Origin of the sequence: Flavobacterium zepuense (assembly GCF_007097145.1) — a bacterium.
GTDB lineage: Bacteria > Bacteroidota > Bacteroidia > Flavobacteriales > Flavobacteriaceae > Flavobacterium > Flavobacterium zepuense.
Genome location: NZ_VJVZ01000019.1, coordinates 19,895 through 41,279, shown reverse-complemented (window position 1 = coordinate 41,279; position 21,385 = coordinate 19,895). Strand labels below are relative to the sequence as shown.

The window sequence follows — 21,385 nt, the reverse complement described above, 5'->3', positions numbered from 1 at the left end:
AAAATTTTTATGTTACGGATTTTCCACACATTTTTATCTGTAAGGAATTTTGGGCTTTTAAACTGAGACAATTTTCGTGGTAAAAAACATTTTTTGGCTGTATGTTTTTTTCACGCGCTGCGTATTACCAATAAAAAAGAACGTTGGAAAGAAACGAGCACATCAGGGGCCTATTTGATAAGTACCTGGCAAATCAGATATCTGAAGAAGAGCTAAATGAGTTACTTGGCCATTTTAATATATCTCAAGATAATGGTATCTTAATGGAACTGATAAGCCGGGAAATATCTAAAGAAAATACGATTGACAATCAAGAGGGCCTTATCCGTGATATTGATTCCAGCCTGCAAAATAAAATCTTTGAAAGAACAAGGCCTGTAAGCCGAATTAGAAGATTACTTCCTGCAATATCAATTGCGGCAATGATACTATTGGGGCTGTCCTTTGTTGGGATCATGTTGGTGATGCGGTCAAAAAAGCAGCAAAATGTAGTAGTTGTAAAAAATCGAAATGACATCGCTCCGGGCGGTAGTGTTGCCACTCTTATACTTAGTGATGGCAGTAAGGTTGATTTGAATAGCACAAAGGATGGCTCCATAGCACAACAATCGGGTACTACAATTTCCAAAACAGCAGATGGACAGGTAATATATACTAATACAGGTAAATCATTAGCACTTCAGTACAATACCATTGAAACGCCTAAGGGTGGCGAATACCAGGTAGTACTTCCTGACGGAACCAAGGTTTGGCTGAATGCCGCTTCCTCTTTAAAGTACCCGACTTCTTTCAGCTCACTTAAGGAGCGAGATGTCGAACTAACAGGTGAGGCCTACTTTGAAGTTACCCATAATAAAGCGCAGCCCTTTCGGGTAAAAACAACAAAGCAGACCGTGGAAGTATTGGGAACGCATTTCAATATCATGGCATACTCTAAAGAAGCAGGTACGAGTACGACATTATTGGAAGGCTCTGTAAAAGTCATCAATGGTAAAAACTTTAAGATTATTAAACCGGGACAGCAAGCTGTAGTGCAGCAGGATATAAAAGTACAGCAAGCTGACACGGATGCTGCCATAGCCTGGAAAAATGGCCGCACTTATTTTAAAAACACAGATATCCCAACTATGATGCGTACCATCAGCAGGTGGTACAATGTCGAAGTAGTTTACCAAGGCGAGGTAACCCATGAATTGTTTACGGGTGGTATTTCACGCAAATCTAATCTATCGAGCCTTTTAAAAATTCTGGCATCAAGTGGTATACATGCCAGCATTGAAGATCATAAACTGATTGTAAAACCATAACCAATTTGCCTATGCTCAAATAAAAGATCAAGTTTAGTTAATGCCCAATAAGGGCTGGGATTACTTCCAATAGTTCCGGCCCGGCACTGGGGCTCTTAAATAGGAGCAAAAATAAATCCTTCTAACAAAATACTATTAACTCTAACACGGAATGAAACCTCTCTGAACTCCAACATAAAACACCTGCGAAAGATGTCCGAAGTTTAGTAAAATAACTTTTCTCATTCGCAATTCACCACATTTTATCTATAAAATTTAGCTACAGAACCGTGGCATGCCCATGCTATGCCATTTACCCAAGTTTCAAAAATTAGAATACAAATTTAAAAATCAGAACTATGCCATTACAACCATTCACCCCGGCTGGGGTAACCGCCAAAACAACTGAATTATATGCCTTATCTACGAGCCTACTTAATGCTCAGGCGGATTTAGTAGAAGCCGATTTTAAGGATTGGATCAAAGACAATTTTTCATTGACTTCAGCCCAAAGCACTTTCGTTACTAACATTAATGACCATGCCGCAAAATACTACGGCGCACAATGCTCGGTTGCTTTCAGGTCACGACTCACAGTGAACTTAACGGTACAATCTGAACCAATTCCACCAACAGTAAAGTATGTAGTGTCGCAGGATTCCTTAGTAACATCTACTAATGCTTCCGGTGTGCTTGAAACCATCGGCTCATTGACGTTCAAAATTGAATACCGATAATTAAAAATCTTATTCACAGACCCTTCTGTAGGCTGTATGTTTTTTTTCACAGATGCGTATTACCAATATAAGGCCGTATGCAGTTTTGAACTACAGATTTATAAGGTCTATGAAGAGACAAATCACATTTATACACCCACATAAAAATGGCCGGAGAGTGCTTCCAACACTCACCGGCCTAAAGTTGGGCAACTCTGGGAAACCAGATAAAATCCTTCTAACGATTTAACTATTAACCCTAACTAAAACAAAAGTATGCAAATTTTTACGCTCTCCCACAGGGGGCGGCTTATTAAAACACTCTTGACTATGAAGCTAATTGTACTTCTTATCTTTCTGGCCTGTTTTAATGTGTCTGCTTCCGTCATTGCGCAAACCATCACCCTGCACGAAAAAAATGCGCCACTGGCTAAGGTTTTTCGGCTAATTGAGAAGCAAAGTGGTTATAGCTTTTTTTATAAGAATGAACTTTTAAAGAATGTAAATTCCATTACTATTCAAATAAAGAATGTATCTCTAACTGATGCTTTGGACCAATGCTTTTCCGGCCAGCAGTTGACCTACGAAGTGGTGGACAATACCATCATTGTAAAGCCAAGGGGCAAAAGCTTAACCCAAAAGATAAAAAGCTTCCTGAATATTCCTCAAAAAGTAAATGGTAAAGTCACCGACACTATTGGAAACCCTCTTCCGGGAGCAAGCATTCATATTAAAGGTAATGAAGCAAATTATACCTCAAACGCTGACGGGGAGTTCAGCTTTAATGCGGAACCTGGCGACGAGATTACCGTAACATTTGTTGGATATACCCCTTATATCTTTACGGTTACGGAAGGGTTATCCTACCAAAATATCGTATTACGACTGGTAAATAACGCCTTAAATGAAGTGGCTGTAGTTTCTACAGGTTACCAGGAAATTCCTAAAGAGCGGTTAACAGGTTCTTTCGCCCAGCCTATAAAGGCACAATATGACACCAGGGTTTCTACCGACGTACTATCTAAATTAAACGGCATAACAAGCGGATTGGTGTTTAACGCCAACACCTCAGCCTCCCAAAATGGGTTGGATATCAATATCCGTGGCCGCAGCACCATATTTGCAAATGACCAGCCCTTAATTGTAGTTGACAATTTCCCTTATAGCGGAGATATCAATAACATTAATCCCAATGACGTCGAGAGCGTAACAATTTTGAAAGATGCGGGCGCTGCAAGTATTTGGGGTGTGCGGGCGGGTAATGGCGTTATCGTAATTACTACCAGCAAAGGAAAATTGAATCAGCCTTTGAAAGTTGGATTTAACGCAAACCTGGCTGTTTTTAATAAGCCAGATCTCAATTATAATCCCAACCAATTAGATGCAGCAGCATACATTGAGTTAGAGCGATTCTTATTTGATAATGGCTATTATAATTCCAGTTTAACCAATACGGCTACTGGCCCGGTCATCTCACCAGCCGTACAAATATTGGCTGCTAATAGTAGCGACCTGAACAATCAATTGAACACTTTACGCAGCTATAATGTCAATGACCAGCTAAGTAAATACTTTTACCAAAAAGCGGTTAATCAGCAGTACGCCCTTAATTTGTCGGGAGGTTCCGGCAAAGCAAGGTATTATTTCTCGGCGGGATATGACCATAATTTGGCAAGCACAAAGGAAAATACTAATAAGAGGATAACCATCAATTCTCAAAACACCTTCTTCTTACTGAAGAACCTCGAACTGACGGCCGGTGTAAACGCGGTACAGGCGAACTCGCAATCCGATAATACGCTAACGGCTATCCGGGACCGCATTTTTCCCTATACACAATTTGCTGATGCCAATGGAAATCCCCTGGCAATCCCTTATCAATACAATGGATCATTTATACAAGAGCAACTTTCAAAAGGCTTTTTGGACTGGTCATATACGCCATTGAATGAACTTGGTGCATCTGATAATGCCGGTAAGCTTATGGACATACGTCTGAATGCCGGATTGAAATACACTTTTATAAAAGGATTAAGCGGGGAACTAAAATACCAATACCAGCGCAGTAACAGGCAGAACAGGTTGTATCAAAACCAGGAAACATGGTATGCACGCGATTACATTAATCAATTCTCTATTGTCAGTGATGACAGAGTAACAGGGTATAACGTACCATTGGGTGGTATTCTAAATTTATCCAATAATAACACGATATCGAATAATGCGCGCGGGACGTTGAATTACAACTATGCTTGGGGGGATCATAGCGTTGCGGCTTTGGCGGGTTACGAGCTTTCACAAACAACGGGTGATTATAACAGCTCGGTTCTTTATGGGTACGATGATAACCTTGCCACCTTTACCAATATAGATCCGATAACGGCGTTTAACACTAACCCCTCCGGCAACAATACAATAAGCAGCGGTTTAAATATCAATTCTACAATTGTACGCTTACGTTCCTCATTTGCAAACGCAGCTTATACTTATAAAGACCGTTACACGGTAACGGGAAGCGCAAGAATTGATGGGTCAAATTACTTTGGAGTAACAACTAATCAGAAGAACGTGCCATTATGGTCTACAGGAGCCAAATGGGATATAAGTAAAGAAAATTTTTATAAGGTGGATTGGCTGCCGGACCTGGCGTTGAGGGCGAGCTATGGTTATAACGGGAACCTCATACAATCTATAACAGGGGTAACAACTTTTCAATATTTGAGTAATGCACGTTATACGAATTTAAATTATGCCGTGATTTCCAATATCGGCAATCCCGACTTACGATGGGAAAAAACAGGTATAGCAAACTTCGCGATTGATTTCGGTACCAAAGGCGGTGCCATCACAGGAAACGTGGACTATTTCATTAAAAAAGGAACAGATCTCTTAGGCTTCAAAAGCTTTCCCGCAAACAGTGGCATTACGACAATGCAGGGCAATTATTCAAATATGATAGGCAAAGGTTTTGATCTTGTTATCAATACCCGGAACTTAAACGGCTCTTTTAAATGGAACACTACGTTACTTGTCAGCCATGCTACAGATAAGGTAACCCACTATGATGTTGCACCACTCGGCAATCAACTGGTCGTAAGCAGCGGGTCAGCCGTGCCAAATATTGGCAAACCGGTATTCGGTTTATATGCATTTAAATGGGGAGGCCTTGACCCATCCACTGGCAATCCAATCGGCTTTGTAAACGGCGCACCAAGCCAGGATTACGCAACAATTACCTCGGCCACACCCATAAATGATTTAGAATATATCGGTCCGGCCCGACCAACTTATTTCGGCGGTCTGAATAATCGCTTTACTTACAAGGGCTTTAGCTTATCGGTACAGATGAACTATAAGTTTGGATACTATTTTACGGCTCCTACAATATTCTATAGTGGAATGGGGTCAAACGGGAACGCTTTCTTACGGGTTCATGAAGATTACAATCGTCGCTGGCAAAAGCCCGGTGATGAACAGCGCACCACTGTTCCTTCAATTGTGTATCCTTTCAATTTAGAACGCGACCAGTTTTACCAATATAGCACTGCGAATTTTCACAATGCCAGTCACGTACGCTTACAGGATATAAGCCTGAGTTACGACTTCAACAGGTCTGTTTATCGAAAGATCCCATTCAGCAACTTACAGATTTACGCCTATGCCAATAATGTTGCTATGCTGTGGAAAGCGAACAAGGCAGGGCTTGATCCGGATGCCGTACCGGGCTTCGGGATAAGCGGTATAATGCCAACCCCGCGCTCAATAGCTTTTGGTTTAAAGGGAAGTTTCTAATGTGATAATGCCTGTAGTGGCGTTTTTCAAACCACTTTGCTGTATGGTACAGCAAGTTACTAACGAAAGGTAATGATATGAAAAAAATAAAAATTAGCGCTCTGTATATATTATTGGCTGCACTGACATTAAATAGTGCATGTAAAAAGGAATGGCTGGACGCCAAACCGGATAAATCACTCGTCGTACCGGAAAAGGTCGCGGATTACCAGGCACTGTTGGACAACATAAATTTGATGAGTGATTATTTGCCTACCATAAGTATGGTGGGTGATGGTGACTACTATGTAAACGATGCTACTTACAATTCCCTTGGTTTTATCCAGGAAAAAAGCGCCTATCTTTGGGCGCCAACACCTGAATTTTATGGTGGGCAGTCATCTAATGACTGGAGATCAGCGTATTTACGAATATTGCAAACGAATGTTGTTTTAGATGGGCTCTTAAATTTACAGGGCGACGCAACAAATGCGGAAGCTTTTAATAATGTAAAAGGCTCTGCTTTGTTTTTTCGAAGCCTCGACTTCTATAATTTATCACAAATTTATTGCAAGCCATATGATGTAGCTACGGCAAGTACAGACTTAGGATTGCCTTTGCGGATATCCTCGAATGTCAACATAAGTTTAGCCAGGTCTTCTTTGCAGCAGACCTACGACAAACCGATAAATGATTTGTTACAAGCACTTCCACTTTTGCCCGTTACACCCTTATTTCCGACCCGTCCTTCAAAACCGGCCGCATTCGGCTTATTAGCCAGAGTCTACCTTTCACAAGAAAATTACCCCAAAGCCTTACTATATGCCGACTCCTGCCTGCAATTAAAAAGTGCTTTGATGGATTATAACGAACTCTCATTAACAGTTTCAAGCCCCATAGCGAGGTTTAACAAAGAAGTGGTCTTTCATGCGAACTTAGCCAGTTATACAAGTGCGACACCCGGAATGCTTGAAGTTGATCCCGGTTTATATCAGTCCTACAGTACCAACGATTTAAGGCGGGATATCTTTTTTAGGATACTTTCCGGGGTTTTAACGATGAAGGCCAGTTATGGAGGAAGTGCTTTTTCAGCTGTGTTCGGAGGAATAGCAACTGATGAAATGTACCTTATCAGGGCCGAATGCTACGCTCGTGCAGGAAATAGTGGTGTCGCAATGAGTGATTTGAACACGTTATTGAGAAACAGGTATAGAACAGGAACATTTACTGACCTGACGGCACCTAATGCCGAAGCTGCTCTGTCACTAATTGTTAAAGAAAGGCGGAAGGAACTTTGCTTTCGAAACCTTCGTTGGCAGGACCTGCGCAGGCTAAATAAAGATTTCCGTTTCCACATAACACTTCAGCGAACAGTAAACGGCCAGACTTATACGCTGGTGCCAAACTCCCCGCGCTATGTTTTACCGCTCGACCCTATTGAAACCACGTTAGGTGGCCTGCAACAAAATCCACGGGATTAATTAGCCACAGGGTAAATAATAAATTTATGACCACGACTGGCTGTCGTTAATAATTAAATATTTAAAGCAATGAAACTACTAAAAAACATACTTTTACTAATGCTGCTCAGTAGCAGCACTGATCTTCTGCTTGCACAAGAAATTGCCGGCACGGCCAATACCCAGCGCATTACTTACATCACTGGTAAGGTTGATAAAAAAGTAAAACATGATTCGATTCTACTGGTTTTACAAGGTCCCTTTTTTTCTTATGGAACGATGCACCCGGAACAATTTTCACCGGGAACTTTAAAGACAATAGTGAATAAGGACGGCGAGTTTAAATTTAAAATTATAACCGTAAATTCACCGTTCCATATCTCATTATACATTTCCGATAAAAGAGATACAACATTTGGGCTTCTAAACAGTTGTGGCGATATCGACAAATACCTGATTGAAGCCGGGGATAGTGTCCATATCGCTTTCGCTACTTCTTCAAGAACCTTTACTGGTAAAGGGGCTGCGCTTTTTCAGACGCAATACCAGGTGGAACAAGCCGACAAAGACAGGAAAGAACTGATGAGTGACCCAACCGACGCTTTGCACCATAATGTTAAGCACTGGCTTGCCCGCAAGGACTCCCTTCTGAATGTAAAGCTCAATGTCTTGTCGCTAAATAAACTGGAATTGTCATCAACGTCCTATAATATTGTTCGTGGTGATATCATCAGCGACAATCGGTTCGCTGTATATAACTTGCTATACTCTTGCCTGCCTCTTTTTGCGACCCAAGGAAAAATACCTCCTGATTTTGCAGTGGTGTTTGACGAACTAAAGGGTCGGCCTGATTACATTGATCATGCTGACAGGGCCGCGCTTTCACCCAAATACGTCGACTATTTATACAATAAATTACGGTTCGAGGCGAAATACAAATTGCTATTAGATAGTCCGAGTACCCATTTTGACCATAATCTATGTAATGATATTAATGAGCAGTTTGATGGTTTACTTCGGGATAAACTCTTGGCATGGTGGCTCTACGACGTTAACTCCCTAAATCGCCTTCAGCCCGAGTATTTGGCAAATGCATTATCAGTTATGAAGACACCCAACTTCATAGAAATGGCCGAGGAGCTTAAAGCAGTTTTTGCTCAGGGACAGCCTATTACCGATTACGACTTTAAGGATGCGAAGGGCAGGACCGTCCATCTTGCTGATTTTAAGGGTAAGGTGGTTTTGGTTGACTTTTGGTTTTCGGGATGCGGTGGATGCATTAACGTTGCCAAAGGTTTACCGAAGGTAGAAGAAGCTTTCAAGGGTCGTAACGATGTGGTTTTTGTTTCCATGTCCATTGATAAGAATAAAAACAAATGGCTGAGAAGTATTTCCAGTAAACCCACAGGAATATATTATACGCATTATACTACACCGACCACTGTATATCTTTACACCGGTGGAACCGCAGGTAATAATCCTTTCATAAAAAAATACGTGCCGCTTGGTGCTTATCCGTTTCTGTTGTTGATTGATAAGGGCGGCAAAGTATTTTCTTCAACGCCACCAAGGCCTGTGGGTGAACAGAACCAGCTGGCCCTTATTAAGGAGATAAAGCGTGCTTTGGACACAAGGTAAAATAAACGAAACGTGAGGCCATGAGCCTCACGTTTCGTTATTTAAGTATTATTGGCCATTATATGTGCCCAGATCCGAAAGATTTGAAGAAAAACTCGGTGAGCCAGCATCACTTGGGGTTTGACCATTGGTTGGGTTACTGGTAGTTGTCCATCGCGACTTGCAAATATTATTGTTTGAAACGCAGTTTGCATCATTTGTGTTTGAGAACACATAATGTGAAGGGTTAGTGTCTGTAGCGGTACTTGCAAATGTTGCAATGCGGAAATACGTGTTGGTAACGCTTACAATTTCGCCCTTTGCATTGCGGTTAACAGTCATCTCGTTTTCAGGGCCGCTTGTAAAGGCGCTAAAAATAATTGCCATAACACCTACCATCAGGCTTACAGCGAATTTTGTTTTTGTTTTCATAAAAAAAAGTGTTTAATGATTTTTTGATTTGCTGAGTCGCACTGCTATTATCGCAAGGATAATACAGGCGAGGTTGAATAACAGGTGCTGCCCCCAGCTAAGTTTTTCAATGAACAAATTGCAGTGGCACGGGAGCTTATCCGCCCATATCATCATTCCCCCAATATAAAATGTAAAGACGATCATAAGACTTGTGAAAGCATAAAGGCCGAGCTTCTGTGTTTTAGGAATGATAAGCAGGATTCCAATGAGGATTTCCATTAGAGGAACCAGCCAGCCGACAATCGGTGCTAATAAACCAATGGATAAAACTTTTGATAGGCCATGTACAAAACGTTCGTGTTCGACGATCTTGGTATAAGCCGATGACAGGAACAAAAATATACATGCCAGGCAAATATAAAAGACTATCGCATTGTAAGTTTTAGCACGACGTACTGAAGGTGCTGGAAAAATAATAGTTCCCATGCTACAAGTTCAATTGTAAATTGCTATGAAGGATGTATGAAAACAAGGCAGGAAAAGTTATCCCCTTAGCAGGCATCACTATGTGCCCGCCTTGTTTGTTATGACCTACGATTACAAGGTGCCGTTAACTAGCATCTGCATACGTTAAGATTGTGTGGCGAACTTATTTTATCTGTCGCCGAACCAGTTGATGATGATTGCAATTATCACTTTAAACCAAGTATTGAAGACTTGAATCTGAAACCAACAACGTTGTTTACTTCATTGAGGTAAAGGTAAATACATAAGTTTATCATATGCAATAGTTAATTCTGGTTCTACCAAAAATCACCCTAAATTCCGATAAAATGCTTAATAAAATTGTTGAAATACATGATCCAGTTTTTTAACATTTCTGGTCCTTGTCTGAAACCGCCTTTTTCGTGTCTGGAACCGCCCTTTTTTTGTCTGAGATCTTCGCTGAAAAACTGGTTTTGGCTGCGCTTTTTCAATTTTCTGCGTAAAAAGTCGAAAATTGCTTTTTAAATGATTCTATATATTCATTGGTGACAGTAAAATCAGTTGCTGTGTATTGCATAAATAACTCGCTATAATTTTCATTTAAGATAAGTTCCAACGTGTGTTTGCGTTCTCCGCTTTTGTATCCCTTTACAGCTTTAAGGTTAATAATAGCTCCTCTGTTTAACTGGGCAAAACCGTGTTTGCTTAAAGTTTTTGCAAGTTCGGTAATACTATACTGGCAGGAATAATCTTTACCCGTCATTTTTACGATATGCGATTTGCGCTCGATGCGATGGATAAATAAGAACTGGTGTATTAACAGCCGTATCTGGGTATTTTGAAACTTTACAAGCAGTGTATTTGTTGCTATATCATTTTCTCCTTCGTAGTGCGTTTCTTCTTTTTGTTCAGGTGCTGTAGAAGGATGTAATTCATTTCTTTCTACCCAGGCTCGAATTATGATGCTGTAAAGTATATAAAATGCGTTCAGCAGAAGGAGCATAAACATAATAATAGGAAAATCCCTTCCCATAAACCCATTGGTAATGATGTTTTCGCTGTAAGGTAGAAAGTACAGTGATATTAAAACCAAATCGAAAATAGCAGGTGCCCCAATTCCTACTACAAGTTGTATCATGGCCTTAATGGGAAAAGATGATTTTATGGCATCTACGGTATCGATCCATACCGCTATGATATGAACTGCTTTGACCATTAAGAGCGCGATAATGAAACTCACAAAAAAGGCAATGTAAAACCTGGGATTAAACAAGGTATGTGATAAACTAAACGGTTGTTGCCTGAAAAGCAAAAATATAGTGGCGCTTAAGGCGAGAATGTAGCGCAGAAATTTGTTAGGATAAGGATTGTATGGCATGATACTATTAGTTATGTAAGGGCTGCAAAGAACCGGGCAAGTAACTAGCAATATTCTTTACTGCCAATCCATAGCATTACGCCCGGTCAAACCATTCCTGGCTCAACCAAAAAGATAATTTGAATAATAACTTATAAATTGACAACTACAGCTTCAGGTGAAATTTGCGTCGAAGGATATGATAAAATTTCTTAGGTATAAACCTGATGGAGTATGTTCAGTTAATCACTGTGTGGCTTAACACGTTTATGTTTTAAGTAGAGCAGCATATAGTGTAAACAATAATAGGCGTTCCAAATAAGTAATAAAAGGATTACTATCGGAAAATCAATCAAAAAAAAGTTATTAGTCCTAATGTCCTGACCAAGCGCGAGAAAATATATCGATATAATTACCACATCGATGAATGCCGGTGCTAATAAACCGAGGTTTATCTGATAGGATAACCTTACAATTGGATCTTCTTCCCAAGGGCACATCTTGTCAAGGTGTAATGTTACTTTGTGAATGGCATGGACCAATAAAAGTGCTACTAAAAAATTAACAATAAATGCCGGATAGAAAATTGGTACAGCAAGTGCCGCAATAAGGTCAAAAGGCCGACCATTAAATACGATTATCAGGCTACCGGCCAATGCGGCAAGCAACCTAAACCATTTGTTACGGTAAGTAGTATTTTCCATAGGTGTAGTAAATAAAGTTGGATGTATGGAAATTACTAAAGACGAAGCATTTGTGATTTTCTCATGGTTAGTTTAACAATACTTTAACCATAAACAGACTGGAGATGGTTCCCCAGTCTGTCGAGCAATCATTTTACACTGTCTAACTCACTTAGCCTTTGGCTAAGTTCTACCAAACTCGCCTTTTGGAGCGCCTCATCGGCAAGTGATTTTAGCTTCTGTAAATCATCCGCAGGAACATTTGCCAGTATGCCGGTCTTATCATCTCCTTTATCAGACAATCCCTTCTCTATAATTGCGTTAAGGAGCAATACGTCTTTTCGTGAAATCTTAAGGTCGATCTTCACCACATCATTCATTCCAGGCGTACTCAATATCGTATCGAATACCTGGGCCACTACATTTGCCGTCATAATTACACGTGTTTAATTGAACAATAAATTACTCTTGCAAAAGTAGTTTGCCTGTAAATACGCATCCTAATCGAAATTCGACCAGGATGGGTAAAATCCAAAAGGCCGCTTTACTTTTGCTTATGGGAACTGAATATGAAAGTGAAAATGTGCGGTTATGGAATTCAGGAAAAAGAGGCTTACGGTAAGTGAAGCCAAAGAAATGGACATGGTACATTGCCTGTCCCAATTAGGTTTTGAACCGGTAAATATCATCCGTAATGATCATTGGTACCCCTCCCCATTACGCGAGGAAAGGACACCATCTTTTAAGGTCAACTCGGCACTCAACAGATGGTATGACCACGGCACCGGCAAAGGTGGTAACCTTGTAGATTTTGGTGTTCTGTTTTGGGAGTGCAGTGTCGCAGACGCACTGGTAAAACTATCCGGTGATTTTTCTTTTCAACAGCAACGAATCCCGCCGGTCAGATCAGGTGTTGAGCATCATGGGAAGATCAAAATTTTAGACAGCTTTTTATTATCTTCATGGCCATTGCAACTTTATCTTCAGCAGCGCAAAATCCCTCTCGAAATTGCAACCCTGTTTTGCGGCGAAGTGCGCTACGAACTTGGCGAAAAAGTATGGTATGGCATTGGTTTTAAAAACGACCTTGGCGGTTACGAGATCCGTAACGCTTACCATAAACTAAGCAGCTCGCCAAAGGCTATTACCACAATCAAAAATGGCGCGGAAAACTTGGTAATCTTCGAGAGCTTTTTTGACTTCTTATCTTTCATAGTAATCTGCCAAAGTAATGAACAGAATTATGCCGATTACATTATCCTAAACTCCCTTGCCTTTTTAGAGGCTATCCATCCAATATTAAACAGCTATAACAATATAAGCCTCTTTCTTGATAACGATAACGCTGGCAAAAATGCGTGTAAGCTTGTATTGACTTGGGGCAAACAGTGTCAGGACGAAAGCAGACTTTATGAAGGTTATGACGATTTGAATGAATGGCTGGTTTATTCGCCGCAGGCACAAAAGTACCAGCATTCCCAAATTACAGCAGGCAACCCTATGTCTGAAAAACCTCCAAATGTACCATAGCCACAAATTGGGCTTTTACAGCTAACAGATATTTTTTAAGTTTTTCAGGATTACCTGGAAGCAATCAGTTTGCCCGTACCAGCAAACGGCAAGATGAACCGGTGTCATACACCGGATATCTTGCCGCCCTTTACTCCGGAGTCGTGGGCGGGGCTGATGAATAGATTTTTGAATTTGAAATGTGATAAATGATGATGTGATGGAAAATGAAAATTTAAACAGGACAAAGCGTATTATCTTCCGAATGAGCCCGGAGGAATACCAAAAGATCGAGCGCAGGTCAAGTGCCTCCACCTGCAAAAACCTCAGTGATTATTTGAGGCACTGCTTATTTGATAAGCCTATAGTAACGATTTATCGCGACGGTTCAAAGGATGACTCCTTAACAGAAATGGGCAAGCTGCGACAGGAACTTAACGCTATTGGAAACAACTTTAACCAGGTAGTCAAGCGCCTCCACACTATAGACGAGCTACCGGAATTCAGGAGTTGGTTGATGGTCTTTGAGGTGGAAAAACGTACACTTTCCAATAAGATAGACAGCATAAAAGAGCACGTCCAAAAACTATCTGAATCATGGTTACGGTAGTAAAAACAGGCCGCTCGATCCACCGCGTTCTCAATTACAATGAGAACAAGGTTAAGGAAGGAAAAGCAGAAATAATCGGCGCGGGAAACTATCCCTTTGACCCTGAGAAAACAAGTGTCACTATGCGGCTGAACAGGCTGCTCAGGCAGGTGGAATTACGGCCTGATGTTAAGGTGAACAGCGTGCATATCTCACTCAATTTTGACCCTTCGGAAATCAACTTGCCTAAAGAAAAACTGATGCAGGTTGCAGAGGCTTATATGGAAAAATTGGGCTTTGGGAACCAGCCTTTTTTAGTATACCAGCACCATGATGCCGGGCATCCACACCTGCACCTGGTTACCACGAATATTACATCGGATAGTAAACGCATCAGCCTGCACCATATAGGTATAGAAAAATCGGAACCGGCACGTAAGGAAGTTGAGGAGATCTTCGGCCTTGTTGCAGCCCAGGGACAGAAGAATAGTGATGGAATTAAGCTCCAGCCTGTTTTGATGGGAAAGGTTAATTACGGGCGCGTGGAATCAAAAAAAGCGCTTCAATTGATCCTGGAAAATATTGTAGCAGATTACAAATATACCAGCCTTGCAGAACTCAATGCAGTGCTTCGACAATATAATGTTCAGGCTGACCGGGGCACTGAAGGATCAAGGATATACAAGACCGGCGGATTAGTCTACCATATCCTGGATTCGGGTGGAAAACCCATCGGCGTTCCCATCAAAGCAAGCGCTTTTTATAATAAGCCAACTCTTAAAAGCCTGGAGGAAAAATACAACAGCAATGAAGTAAAGCGCATCCCCCACAAAGGAAGGGTTAAGAATGCTGTTGACGTTGCCTTACTCGGCGGTAAAACCCGCCTCAAGGACTTTGTTAATGCCCTTGAAAAGCAGGGCATCCATGTTGCCATACGCCAAAATGAATCCGGGCTGATCTACGGTATTACTTATATTGACCATACGACTAAATGTGTATTCAATGGCAGCGCGCTCGGAAAGCAATACAGTGCTAAAGCTATTCAGGAAAGATGCCTGCAAGAAGTACTGCCGGGACAGCAATTGCCGGGGCAAGCAGTCCCTACACAAACTGGGTTACAGCCACACGCTGGCGCCGGTGCGGCAGAAACCAAAGATGAAGCAATTTCATCCAGTGCTGTTAACATTTTAGATGCATTAATGCGACCTGAGTTTACCCCTGACTACCTGCCACACCAATTAAAAGGCAAGAAGAAAAAGCGAAGGAAAAATAACCGAAACAATAACAACCTGTAAAATCTAAAGCTATGGCCATGCAAACCGGAGAAAACGAACAGGCGCTGAGGAAAATACTGGATATGACCCGCCTGATAAGCATTGTGATCTTAGTGATCCATTGCTACTACTTTTGCTATGCAGCCTTTTACTACTGGGGGCTGACCAGTACTTTTAGCGACCGCCTGCTCGGCAACGTCTATAGGACGGGCTTGCTTTCCAATTTTTATAAATCCAAGCTCATCGCCCTGGGCTTTTTGTGCATTTCCTTAATGGGTGCCAAAGGTCGTAAGGATGAAAAGCTGAACCATAAAACGGCATTTGCCTATGTGATCACTGGCCTGCTTTTATACTTTGCCAGTTACCTTGCCTTGGAGATGGTTCTCGAAGTGGACTATCTTGCTATCGTATATATAGGTGTTACCGGCATTGGTTACCTGCTTGTTCTTACTGGGGGTACCTTGCTTTCACGCATTATTAAGAACAGGCTGAACAATAAGGATATTTTCAACAAGGAAAATGAAACGTTCCCACAGGAAGAGCGCCTCTTGGAAAATGAATATTCAATCAACCTCCCGGCCCAGTACATGCTAAAGGACAAACAGAGAAAAAGCTGGATAAACATCGTCAATCCATTCAGGGGAATTTTGGTATCGGGCACCCCAGGTTCGGGAAAATCCTATTTTGTGATCAGGCACATCATTACCCAGCACATTCGCAAGGGATTTACCATGTTTATTTATGATTTTAAGTTCGATGACCTTTCGCGGATTGCCTATAATACCTGGTTGAACAATAAAGACAAGTACAAGAAAGCACCGTCGTTTTATGTTATCAATTTTGATGACCTCTCACGTACCCATCGGTGTAACCCCTTAGAGCCTTCGGACATGACCGATATCACCGATGCAGCTGAATCAGCGCGTACAATATTAATGGGCCTGAACCGCGAATGGATAAAGAAACAGGGCGACTTCTTTGTGGAATCTCCCATCAACTTTCTAACCGCTATAATCTGGTACCTAAAGCGCTACAAAGATGGCGAGTTCTGTACCCTTCCCCATGTGATTGAACTGATGCAGGTGGATTACGATAGCCTCTTTACACTTCTCAGGACAGAGAAGGAAATCGAAGTACTAATCAATCCGTTTGTCAACGCTTACCTTGCAGATGTGATGGAGCAATTAGAGGGGCAAATAGCCTCAGCCAAAGTAGCAATGGCGCGGCTTTCTTCGCCTCAATTATATTATGTATTATCAGGCAATGATTTTTCTTTAGATATTAATAACCCTGATGACCCCAAGATAGTCTGCATGGGTAACAACCCGCAGAAAATACAGATTTATGGTGCGGTGCTATCACTTTATGTAACCCGTTTAGTAAAGCTTGTTAACAAAAAAGGCAGGCAGAAAAGCAGCCTGATATTCGATGAGTTTCCGACCATTTACCTTAATAATATGGACAGCCTGATAGCTACTGCGAGGAGCAATAAAGTTTCTACTTGTTTAGGCATCCAGGACTTTAGCCAGCTTCGCAAGGATTACGGACGTGAACAGGCCGATGTTATCGTAAACATTATCGGGAATATTGTCAGCGGACAGGTAACCGGCGACACGGCCAAGCAATTGTCCGAGCGCTTTGGTAAAATTATGCAGGACAGGGAGAGCCTTTCAATCAATAGCGGTGATACTTCCATCAGCCGCTCAAAGCAATTGGAATCTGCAATACCGCCTTCTAAAATATCTGCTTTAAGCTCGGGTGAATTTGTGGGTATGGTAGCTGATGACCCTGACGATAAAATAGAACTTAAAGCTTTTCATAGTGAGATATTGAATGACCACGCGGCGCTCAAAAAAGAGCAGGACAATTACAGAGAGATTGAAGTGATTCGTAAGCTGGATAATACCATTGTCCAACGTAACTATCTTCAAATCAAACAGGACATTCAGGATATTATCCGTTTTGAAATGGAGGCTTTACTTAATGATCCGGCAAAATCGCATCTTGTAATTAAGAAAAAGTAATACTGATTGACTTATTTAATGATGGTTAGATAGTCGAGCTTGTTAGATTTCCAAAGTTGTAATTCGTTCTCGTTAAGCGGAGTAATTGATATTATTTCAAAGGCTTTGTCCACTGTTCCATCATCATTCATGTTTAGTTTTCCTTTTTTAATAGGTAACTTTTTTAAACGCATTCGTACAATATCATTTTTCATCACCCTTGAAGGGAACAGCTCATTGTATGACTTTAGCTTAAAAAAGCCAGCAATTTTATGGAGAGCCCTAATATTGTATTTAACCCTCGACTTTAAATTCTCGACACTGCTAATATAACTGTCACCAAGATCTATTTCCTGAGAAAGCTTAAGCATAGACAAATACGGCTTATGCTTAATCCTCATTTCCCGAACTCTTTCAATCAAAAAATAATCAAGTTCCAATATAATAATCTCAAAAAGCTCCTCTTCCATAAAAAATTAAAAGAGGAAAGGACGCTTATATATCCTGTATAAACACACATATATATATGGTTATTTTTAATATTTAGTTTGCTTGTTTTTAATGTGCGGGCTATTATCCAACGTAGACTTATTAACAATGGATATCATCCTGCTATGCCACTTAACAACCTATAATAAATTTTTACAATATTAAATCTTAAAATCTTGATAATTTATTTATCAAAATACTGATTTTCAACATTATTTAACACTTTGTGTAATTTATTTGAGATTTATTTCTTGTTAATAACTTCTTAAAAAATAGCCATCAATAGGGATGTATAGCTTTTAATATTGTGATACTTTTCCAACAATAAATTATTAGTCCCTCACCAACCTAACTTACTATGCTATCATATTTTAAATTGCATTGTAAATACGTATTAGTATTTATCCTCATTTCATGGCCATGCCTATCTCAGGAACAACCGAATATTAACGCAGACCTGCCAAAAATTTCACCCCCTTCGCCATCGGTTGCTGCATTGATGAAATTTGAAGAAGTTCCGGTAGATAACTATAGCGGTATTCCCGACATTTCAATACCGATATACAGTATTCAGTCGCGATCAAAAGATATCGCGGTTAACTTATCTCTCAATTATCATCCCCTAAGTATTGCGGCTTCAGAAGTCGCAAGTTATGTTGGGCTTGGGTGGAATTTGATGGCGGGTGGAACAATATCTCGAACCGTTAAAGGATTTCCTGATGAAATATTGGAGTCAGGCAGGATCGGTATATACCGAGATAATAATGACGTTAATCAAAGAAATATGTATTACACAATTCGCAAAGCTGCTTTATACGGTACAACGTATGATCAGAATGCTCATAATGAATATATGTACCAGGCTAATGAAAAAGGCAAGTTTGACACCGAACAGGACTTCTATCAGTTTAACTTTATGGGGCATTCTGGGCGATTTTATATAGAAAAAGACCAAAATACTTTCAAGGTTGTACGACTTGACAATACAGACGACCTTAAAATTGAGTTTAATATTAATACATCAACTTATAAAGTAAGTTCATTTACTATTCGTGATGATAAGGGCAATCAATTTTTATTCGATATAAATGAAGAGACGAGCGAAACAGGCAATTCAGGTTCACAAGAAGGTGGGCCAAATAATCCTACACCTACATCAGTTTATTTTAGTGCATATCAGTTATCTCAAGTAAAAGATATAAATGGTAAGGTTCTTCTAACTCTTAGCTATAACCCTGACAACGAAATCCTCACAGAGGTTGTAAAAAGTACGGTTAATAAATATAATTATGCACCAAACTACAATGCGGATTTAGTAGTATTAACGCAATTTTGTGACAGAAGAACTTTAATGTTACCAACACAAGTTTGGAGCGGTTCAACACGGTCAACCAAAACCAAAAAATTAAAACAGATAATTGTTGAAGGGAAAGCAAAAATTGATTTTGAACTTGAGGGTGGAAGACAGGATAAGGATAATACCAGCGCTTATCGCCTAAAAAGCATTGCCGTTAAAGATCTTAATGATGTAGGAGTAAAACGATATGTACTTACACATGGCTATTCAACCATAGTTGACGAGAGTGTTAATTCACGTTTTGGGACGAGAATGATATTAAAAAAGGTTAGTGAAGGTAACTTTACAGATACCATCACTCAATCGCACAGATTTTACTACAAAACTAAACAGGGCTACGATGAAAGTCTTGTTTACCAGGACTATTGGGGCTACTTTAATTACAATACGAGCTGTTTAACCGGTTACTATAAAGAGCCGACCCCTGGCTTTACAACAATGGATGTGCTCCAAAAAATAAAGCTGCCAACTGGCGGTTGTAAAATCTTTAATTTTGAGTCTAATACTTACTCCTTTATAGGAAATCAGGCATTAACAAATTTTGATGATAATCCTGACAATTGGACGGATGACGCACCACCGCCATTTGTATTCACTCAGCTGGTAACGAATCAGAATAGTGCTTATACATTTACAATAAATACCCCTCAAAAGGTTTGTATCTCGGCTGGGGGCAATTGGAATAGCACTGCCATTTGGATGATTGGAGTACGTAAAGTTAACGGCAGCGGAAGTATTCCTGTTACCGGATTTAGTAATGACCCTCAGGATCCAAGTTTATACCCAAAATATGTGCAATTGGACGTTGGGACTTATTTTATAACTTTTAGCACCCAAAATATTGACTATCCAAATAACTTTTCAATGAGCGTTACCGTCGGTAGAAAAAATAAGAATTTATTTCAAAAGCAATTCCTATATGGTGGTGGAATTCGAATTAAAAATATTGGCTATTTTGATCAGGATGTAGTTGCTGACTATTATAATCTTCCAAATCAAACAATAGTTCCTGCAAAACAAAAAGACTTTAAATATCATTTTTTCGATAATAGCAGTAAAAGTAGCGGCTCACTTGTATTTGCTAAACCTGTATATACCTATAATCAAGAAGTGAATGTACTTTATGAATGTGGCGAACTTAATCCACCGCCTCCCACTTCGATTACATTGTTTTACATTGTAACGGCCGACCAAAACAATTTAATGGCACAAAAGACCCGTGGAACAGATGTCGGGTACAAAAATGTTACTGTTTCCGAAACAGGCCTTGGCTATTCAAAGTATACTTACTCTTCCCCCATCGATGTTCCTGAAGACTCTTATGAGCACTATTATCCTTTCTTTCCAACCAAAAATTATGACTACAAGAGAGGACTCCTCAAAAACGAAAAAGTATTTCACAATAATGGGAGAATTCTTACCGAGACCACTCAAGAGTACGATTTTGAAGAAGCGGAAGATTTAACAAGTATAAAGTACTGGTCTCCACAAAATTGTGTCTTTACAGGGCCGTATAGTACTTACGCAACTTATATGGATTATGTTAGTACATGTACATCGGGAGATTGTGGCTGTGGTCCGGTATATAGTTTTGTTACAATGTCAACAATATACGAAGCATTTGGATGGGCAAAATTAAAAACTATAACTAAAAAAGAGTATTTCTACAGGTCTGATAACACTCAGGATATTGTTTCAACAAAAGAAGAGTACACATATAATCCTATTAATAAAAAGATAGCTACTTATCTAAAAGAGGTTTATGGCACGGCTGAAAAATTAAAATCAGAGTATACATATTATACTGATCCAGGCGCAGCAAGTAACAATAATATTGGTCAAATCCAGGAAGTCAAACAATACGATAATAACAATTTAATATCTACTCAACATATCCTTTACGATGCATTTGCACGTCCTAACTTTATAGCCGTATCAAAAGGAAATGAGAATCTTGAGAATAAAATACAGTTCCTCTCCTATGATACTGATGATAATCCACTTGAGGTAAAACAAATAGATGGGATAACAATCTCCTATATCTGGGGCTATAATAAGACTCAGCCTATAGCAATGATCGAAAATGCTTCTTATGCTGAAATTGCAGCGGGACTCGGTGTCTCAATTGCAACTGTAAATGGTTACACACAAACTACATTACCTACTAATTTAAGGACAGCACTACCCAATGCAAAGGTCACAACGTACGAGTACAGTCCACTAATTGGAGTTACTAAAGTTACTGATCCAATGGGAACATTCACAATCTACGGCTATGATAATTTTGGACGCCTTCAATGGGTTAAGGATTCTGAGAATAACTATTTGTCCGAAAATGATTATAAATACAAAACCCAAAATTAAAAGCAACAGA

16 protein-coding genes are annotated in these 21,385 nt (G+C 40.1%); 10 read left to right on the top strand and 6 right to left on the bottom strand.

What is annotated here, in order from left to right; translation table 11 throughout:
- Nucleotides 1-143 precede the first annotated feature (143 nt).
- From FMM05_RS20270 to FMM05_RS20250, 5 genes are all read left to right on the top strand, one after another.
- Entirely contained in the window at nt 144-1,307 is a 1,164-nt protein-coding gene (locus tag FMM05_RS20270; protein WP_143375252.1) for a FecR family protein, read from the top strand.
- A 338-nt stretch (nt 1,308-1,645) separates the two neighbouring features.
- Nucleotides 1,646-2,023 (top strand): hypothetical protein, encoded by a 378-nt coding sequence (locus FMM05_RS20265; protein WP_143375251.1) that lies wholly within the window; start codon nt 1,646-1,648, stop codon nt 2,021-2,023.
- Nucleotides 2,024-2,332: 309 nt separating this feature from the next.
- Nucleotides 2,333-5,794, top strand: a complete 3,462-nt coding sequence (locus tag FMM05_RS20260) for a SusC/RagA family TonB-linked outer membrane protein (RefSeq protein WP_185965644.1) — start codon at nt 2,333-2,335, stop codon at nt 5,792-5,794.
- A 77-nt stretch (nt 5,795-5,871) separates the two neighbouring features.
- The gene (locus tag FMM05_RS20255) at nt 5,872-7,254 is read left to right on the top strand and encodes a RagB/SusD family nutrient uptake outer membrane protein (RefSeq protein WP_143375249.1); all 1,383 of its coding nucleotides are present in this window, start codon (nt 5,872-5,874) and stop codon (nt 7,252-7,254) included.
- 69 nt (nt 7,255-7,323) lie between these two features.
- Complete coding sequence (locus tag FMM05_RS20250; protein WP_143375248.1) at nt 7,324-8,871, top strand: TlpA family protein disulfide reductase; 1,548 nt, start codon at nt 7,324-7,326, stop codon at nt 8,869-8,871.
- Nucleotides 8,872-8,919: 48 nt separating this feature from the next.
- Here FMM05_RS20250 and FMM05_RS20245 read toward each other — a convergent pair whose 3' ends face one another.
- From FMM05_RS20245 to FMM05_RS20225, 5 genes are all read right to left on the bottom strand, one after another.
- Nucleotides 8,920-9,282: a hypothetical protein gene (locus FMM05_RS20245; protein ID WP_143375247.1), complete on the bottom strand. Its 363-nt coding sequence runs from the start codon at nt 9,280-9,282 to the stop codon at nt 8,920-8,922.
- 12 nt (nt 9,283-9,294) lie between these two features.
- Entirely contained in the window at nt 9,295-9,750 is a 456-nt protein-coding gene (locus FMM05_RS20240) for a MauE/DoxX family redox-associated membrane protein (protein ID WP_143375246.1), read from the bottom strand.
- Nucleotides 9,751-10,237: 487 nt separating this feature from the next.
- Nucleotides 10,238-10,990 (bottom strand): LytTR family transcriptional regulator DNA-binding domain-containing protein, encoded by a 753-nt coding sequence (locus FMM05_RS20235; protein WP_185965643.1) that lies wholly within the window; start codon nt 10,988-10,990, stop codon nt 10,238-10,240.
- 359 nt (nt 10,991-11,349) lie between these two features.
- Nucleotides 11,350-11,811, bottom strand: a complete 462-nt coding sequence (locus tag FMM05_RS20230; RefSeq protein WP_143375243.1) for a hypothetical protein — start codon at nt 11,809-11,811, stop codon at nt 11,350-11,352.
- Nucleotides 11,812-11,939: 128 nt separating this feature from the next.
- The gene (locus FMM05_RS20225; RefSeq protein WP_185965642.1) at nt 11,940-12,224 is read right to left on the bottom strand and encodes a hypothetical protein; all 285 of its coding nucleotides are present in this window, start codon (nt 12,222-12,224) and stop codon (nt 11,940-11,942) included.
- A gap of 157 nt (nt 12,225-12,381) precedes the next feature.
- On the opposite strand from FMM05_RS20225, the gene FMM05_RS20220 reads away from it, so the two are divergent.
- The 4 genes from FMM05_RS20220 to mobC all read left to right on the top strand — a co-directional run bounded on the left by FMM05_RS20220 (nt 12,382) and on the right by mobC (nt 17,186).
- Nucleotides 12,382-13,320, top strand: a complete 939-nt coding sequence (locus tag FMM05_RS20220) for a toprim domain-containing protein (RefSeq protein ID WP_143375241.1) — start codon at nt 12,382-12,384, stop codon at nt 13,318-13,320.
- Nucleotides 13,321-13,519: 199 nt separating this feature from the next.
- Complete coding sequence (locus FMM05_RS20215; RefSeq protein ID WP_143375240.1) at nt 13,520-13,909, top strand: plasmid mobilization protein; 390 nt, start codon at nt 13,520-13,522, stop codon at nt 13,907-13,909.
- Entirely contained in the window at nt 13,897-15,183 is a 1,287-nt protein-coding gene (locus FMM05_RS20210; protein ID WP_143375239.1) for a relaxase/mobilization nuclease domain-containing protein, read from the top strand. Before FMM05_RS20215 ends, FMM05_RS20210 begins: the two co-directional genes overlap by 13 nt.
- A gap of 17 nt (nt 15,184-15,200) precedes the next feature.
- Complete coding sequence (mobC, locus tag FMM05_RS20205) at nt 15,201-17,186, top strand: conjugal transfer protein MobC (RefSeq protein WP_143375238.1); 1,986 nt, start codon at nt 15,201-15,203, stop codon at nt 17,184-17,186.
- Nucleotides 17,187-17,197: 11 nt separating this feature from the next.
- On the opposite strand, the gene FMM05_RS20200 is transcribed toward mobC, so the two are convergent.
- Nucleotides 17,198-17,635, bottom strand: coding sequence for a hypothetical protein (locus tag FMM05_RS20200; RefSeq protein ID WP_143375237.1), 438 nt, complete (start codon nt 17,633-17,635; stop codon nt 17,198-17,200).
- Between the two features lie 377 nt (nt 17,636-18,012).
- Between FMM05_RS20200 and FMM05_RS20195 the strand changes: the two genes are divergently transcribed.
- Nucleotides 18,013-21,375 (top strand): RHS repeat domain-containing protein, encoded by a 3,363-nt coding sequence (locus FMM05_RS20195; RefSeq protein ID WP_143375236.1) that lies wholly within the window; start codon nt 18,013-18,015, stop codon nt 21,373-21,375.
- The last annotated feature ends 10 nt before the right edge of the window (nt 21,376-21,385 follow it).

Coding starts and splice junctions, on each gene's coding strand:
- FMM05_RS20265 (WP_143375251.1), top strand. CDS start 1,646: ATGCCATTACAACCATTCACCCCGGCTGGGGTAACCGCCAAAACAACT.
- FMM05_RS20260 (WP_185965644.1), top strand. CDS start 2,333: ATGAAGCTAATTGTACTTCTTATCTTTCTGGCCTGTTTTAATGTGTCT.
- FMM05_RS20255 (WP_143375249.1), top strand. CDS start 5,872: ATGAAAAAAATAAAAATTAGCGCTCTGTATATATTATTGGCTGCACTG.
- FMM05_RS20250 (WP_143375248.1), top strand. CDS start 7,324: ATGAAACTACTAAAAAACATACTTTTACTAATGCTGCTCAGTAGCAGC.
- FMM05_RS20245 (WP_143375247.1), bottom strand. CDS start 9,282: ATGAAAACAAAAACAAAATTCGCTGTAAGCCTGATGGTAGGTGTTATG.
- FMM05_RS20240 (WP_143375246.1), bottom strand. CDS start 9,750: ATGGGAACTATTATTTTTCCAGCACCTTCAGTACGTCGTGCTAAAACT.
- FMM05_RS20230 (WP_143375243.1), bottom strand. CDS start 11,811: ATGGAAAATACTACTTACCGTAACAAATGGTTTAGGTTGCTTGCCGCA.
- FMM05_RS20225 (WP_185965642.1), bottom strand. CDS start 12,224: ATGACGGCAAATGTAGTGGCCCAGGTATTCGATACGATATTGAGTACG.
- FMM05_RS20220 (WP_143375241.1), top strand. CDS start 12,382: ATGGAATTCAGGAAAAAGAGGCTTACGGTAAGTGAAGCCAAAGAAATG.
- FMM05_RS20215 (WP_143375240.1), top strand. CDS start 13,520: ATGGAAAATGAAAATTTAAACAGGACAAAGCGTATTATCTTCCGAATG.
- FMM05_RS20210 (WP_143375239.1), top strand. CDS start 13,897: ATGGTTACGGTAGTAAAAACAGGCCGCTCGATCCACCGCGTTCTCAAT.
- mobC (WP_143375238.1), top strand. CDS start 15,201: ATGCAAACCGGAGAAAACGAACAGGCGCTGAGGAAAATACTGGATATG.
- FMM05_RS20200 (WP_143375237.1), bottom strand. CDS start 17,635: ATGGAAGAGGAGCTTTTTGAGATTATTATATTGGAACTTGATTATTTT.
- FMM05_RS20195 (WP_143375236.1), top strand. CDS start 18,013: ATGCTATCATATTTTAAATTGCATTGTAAATACGTATTAGTATTTATC.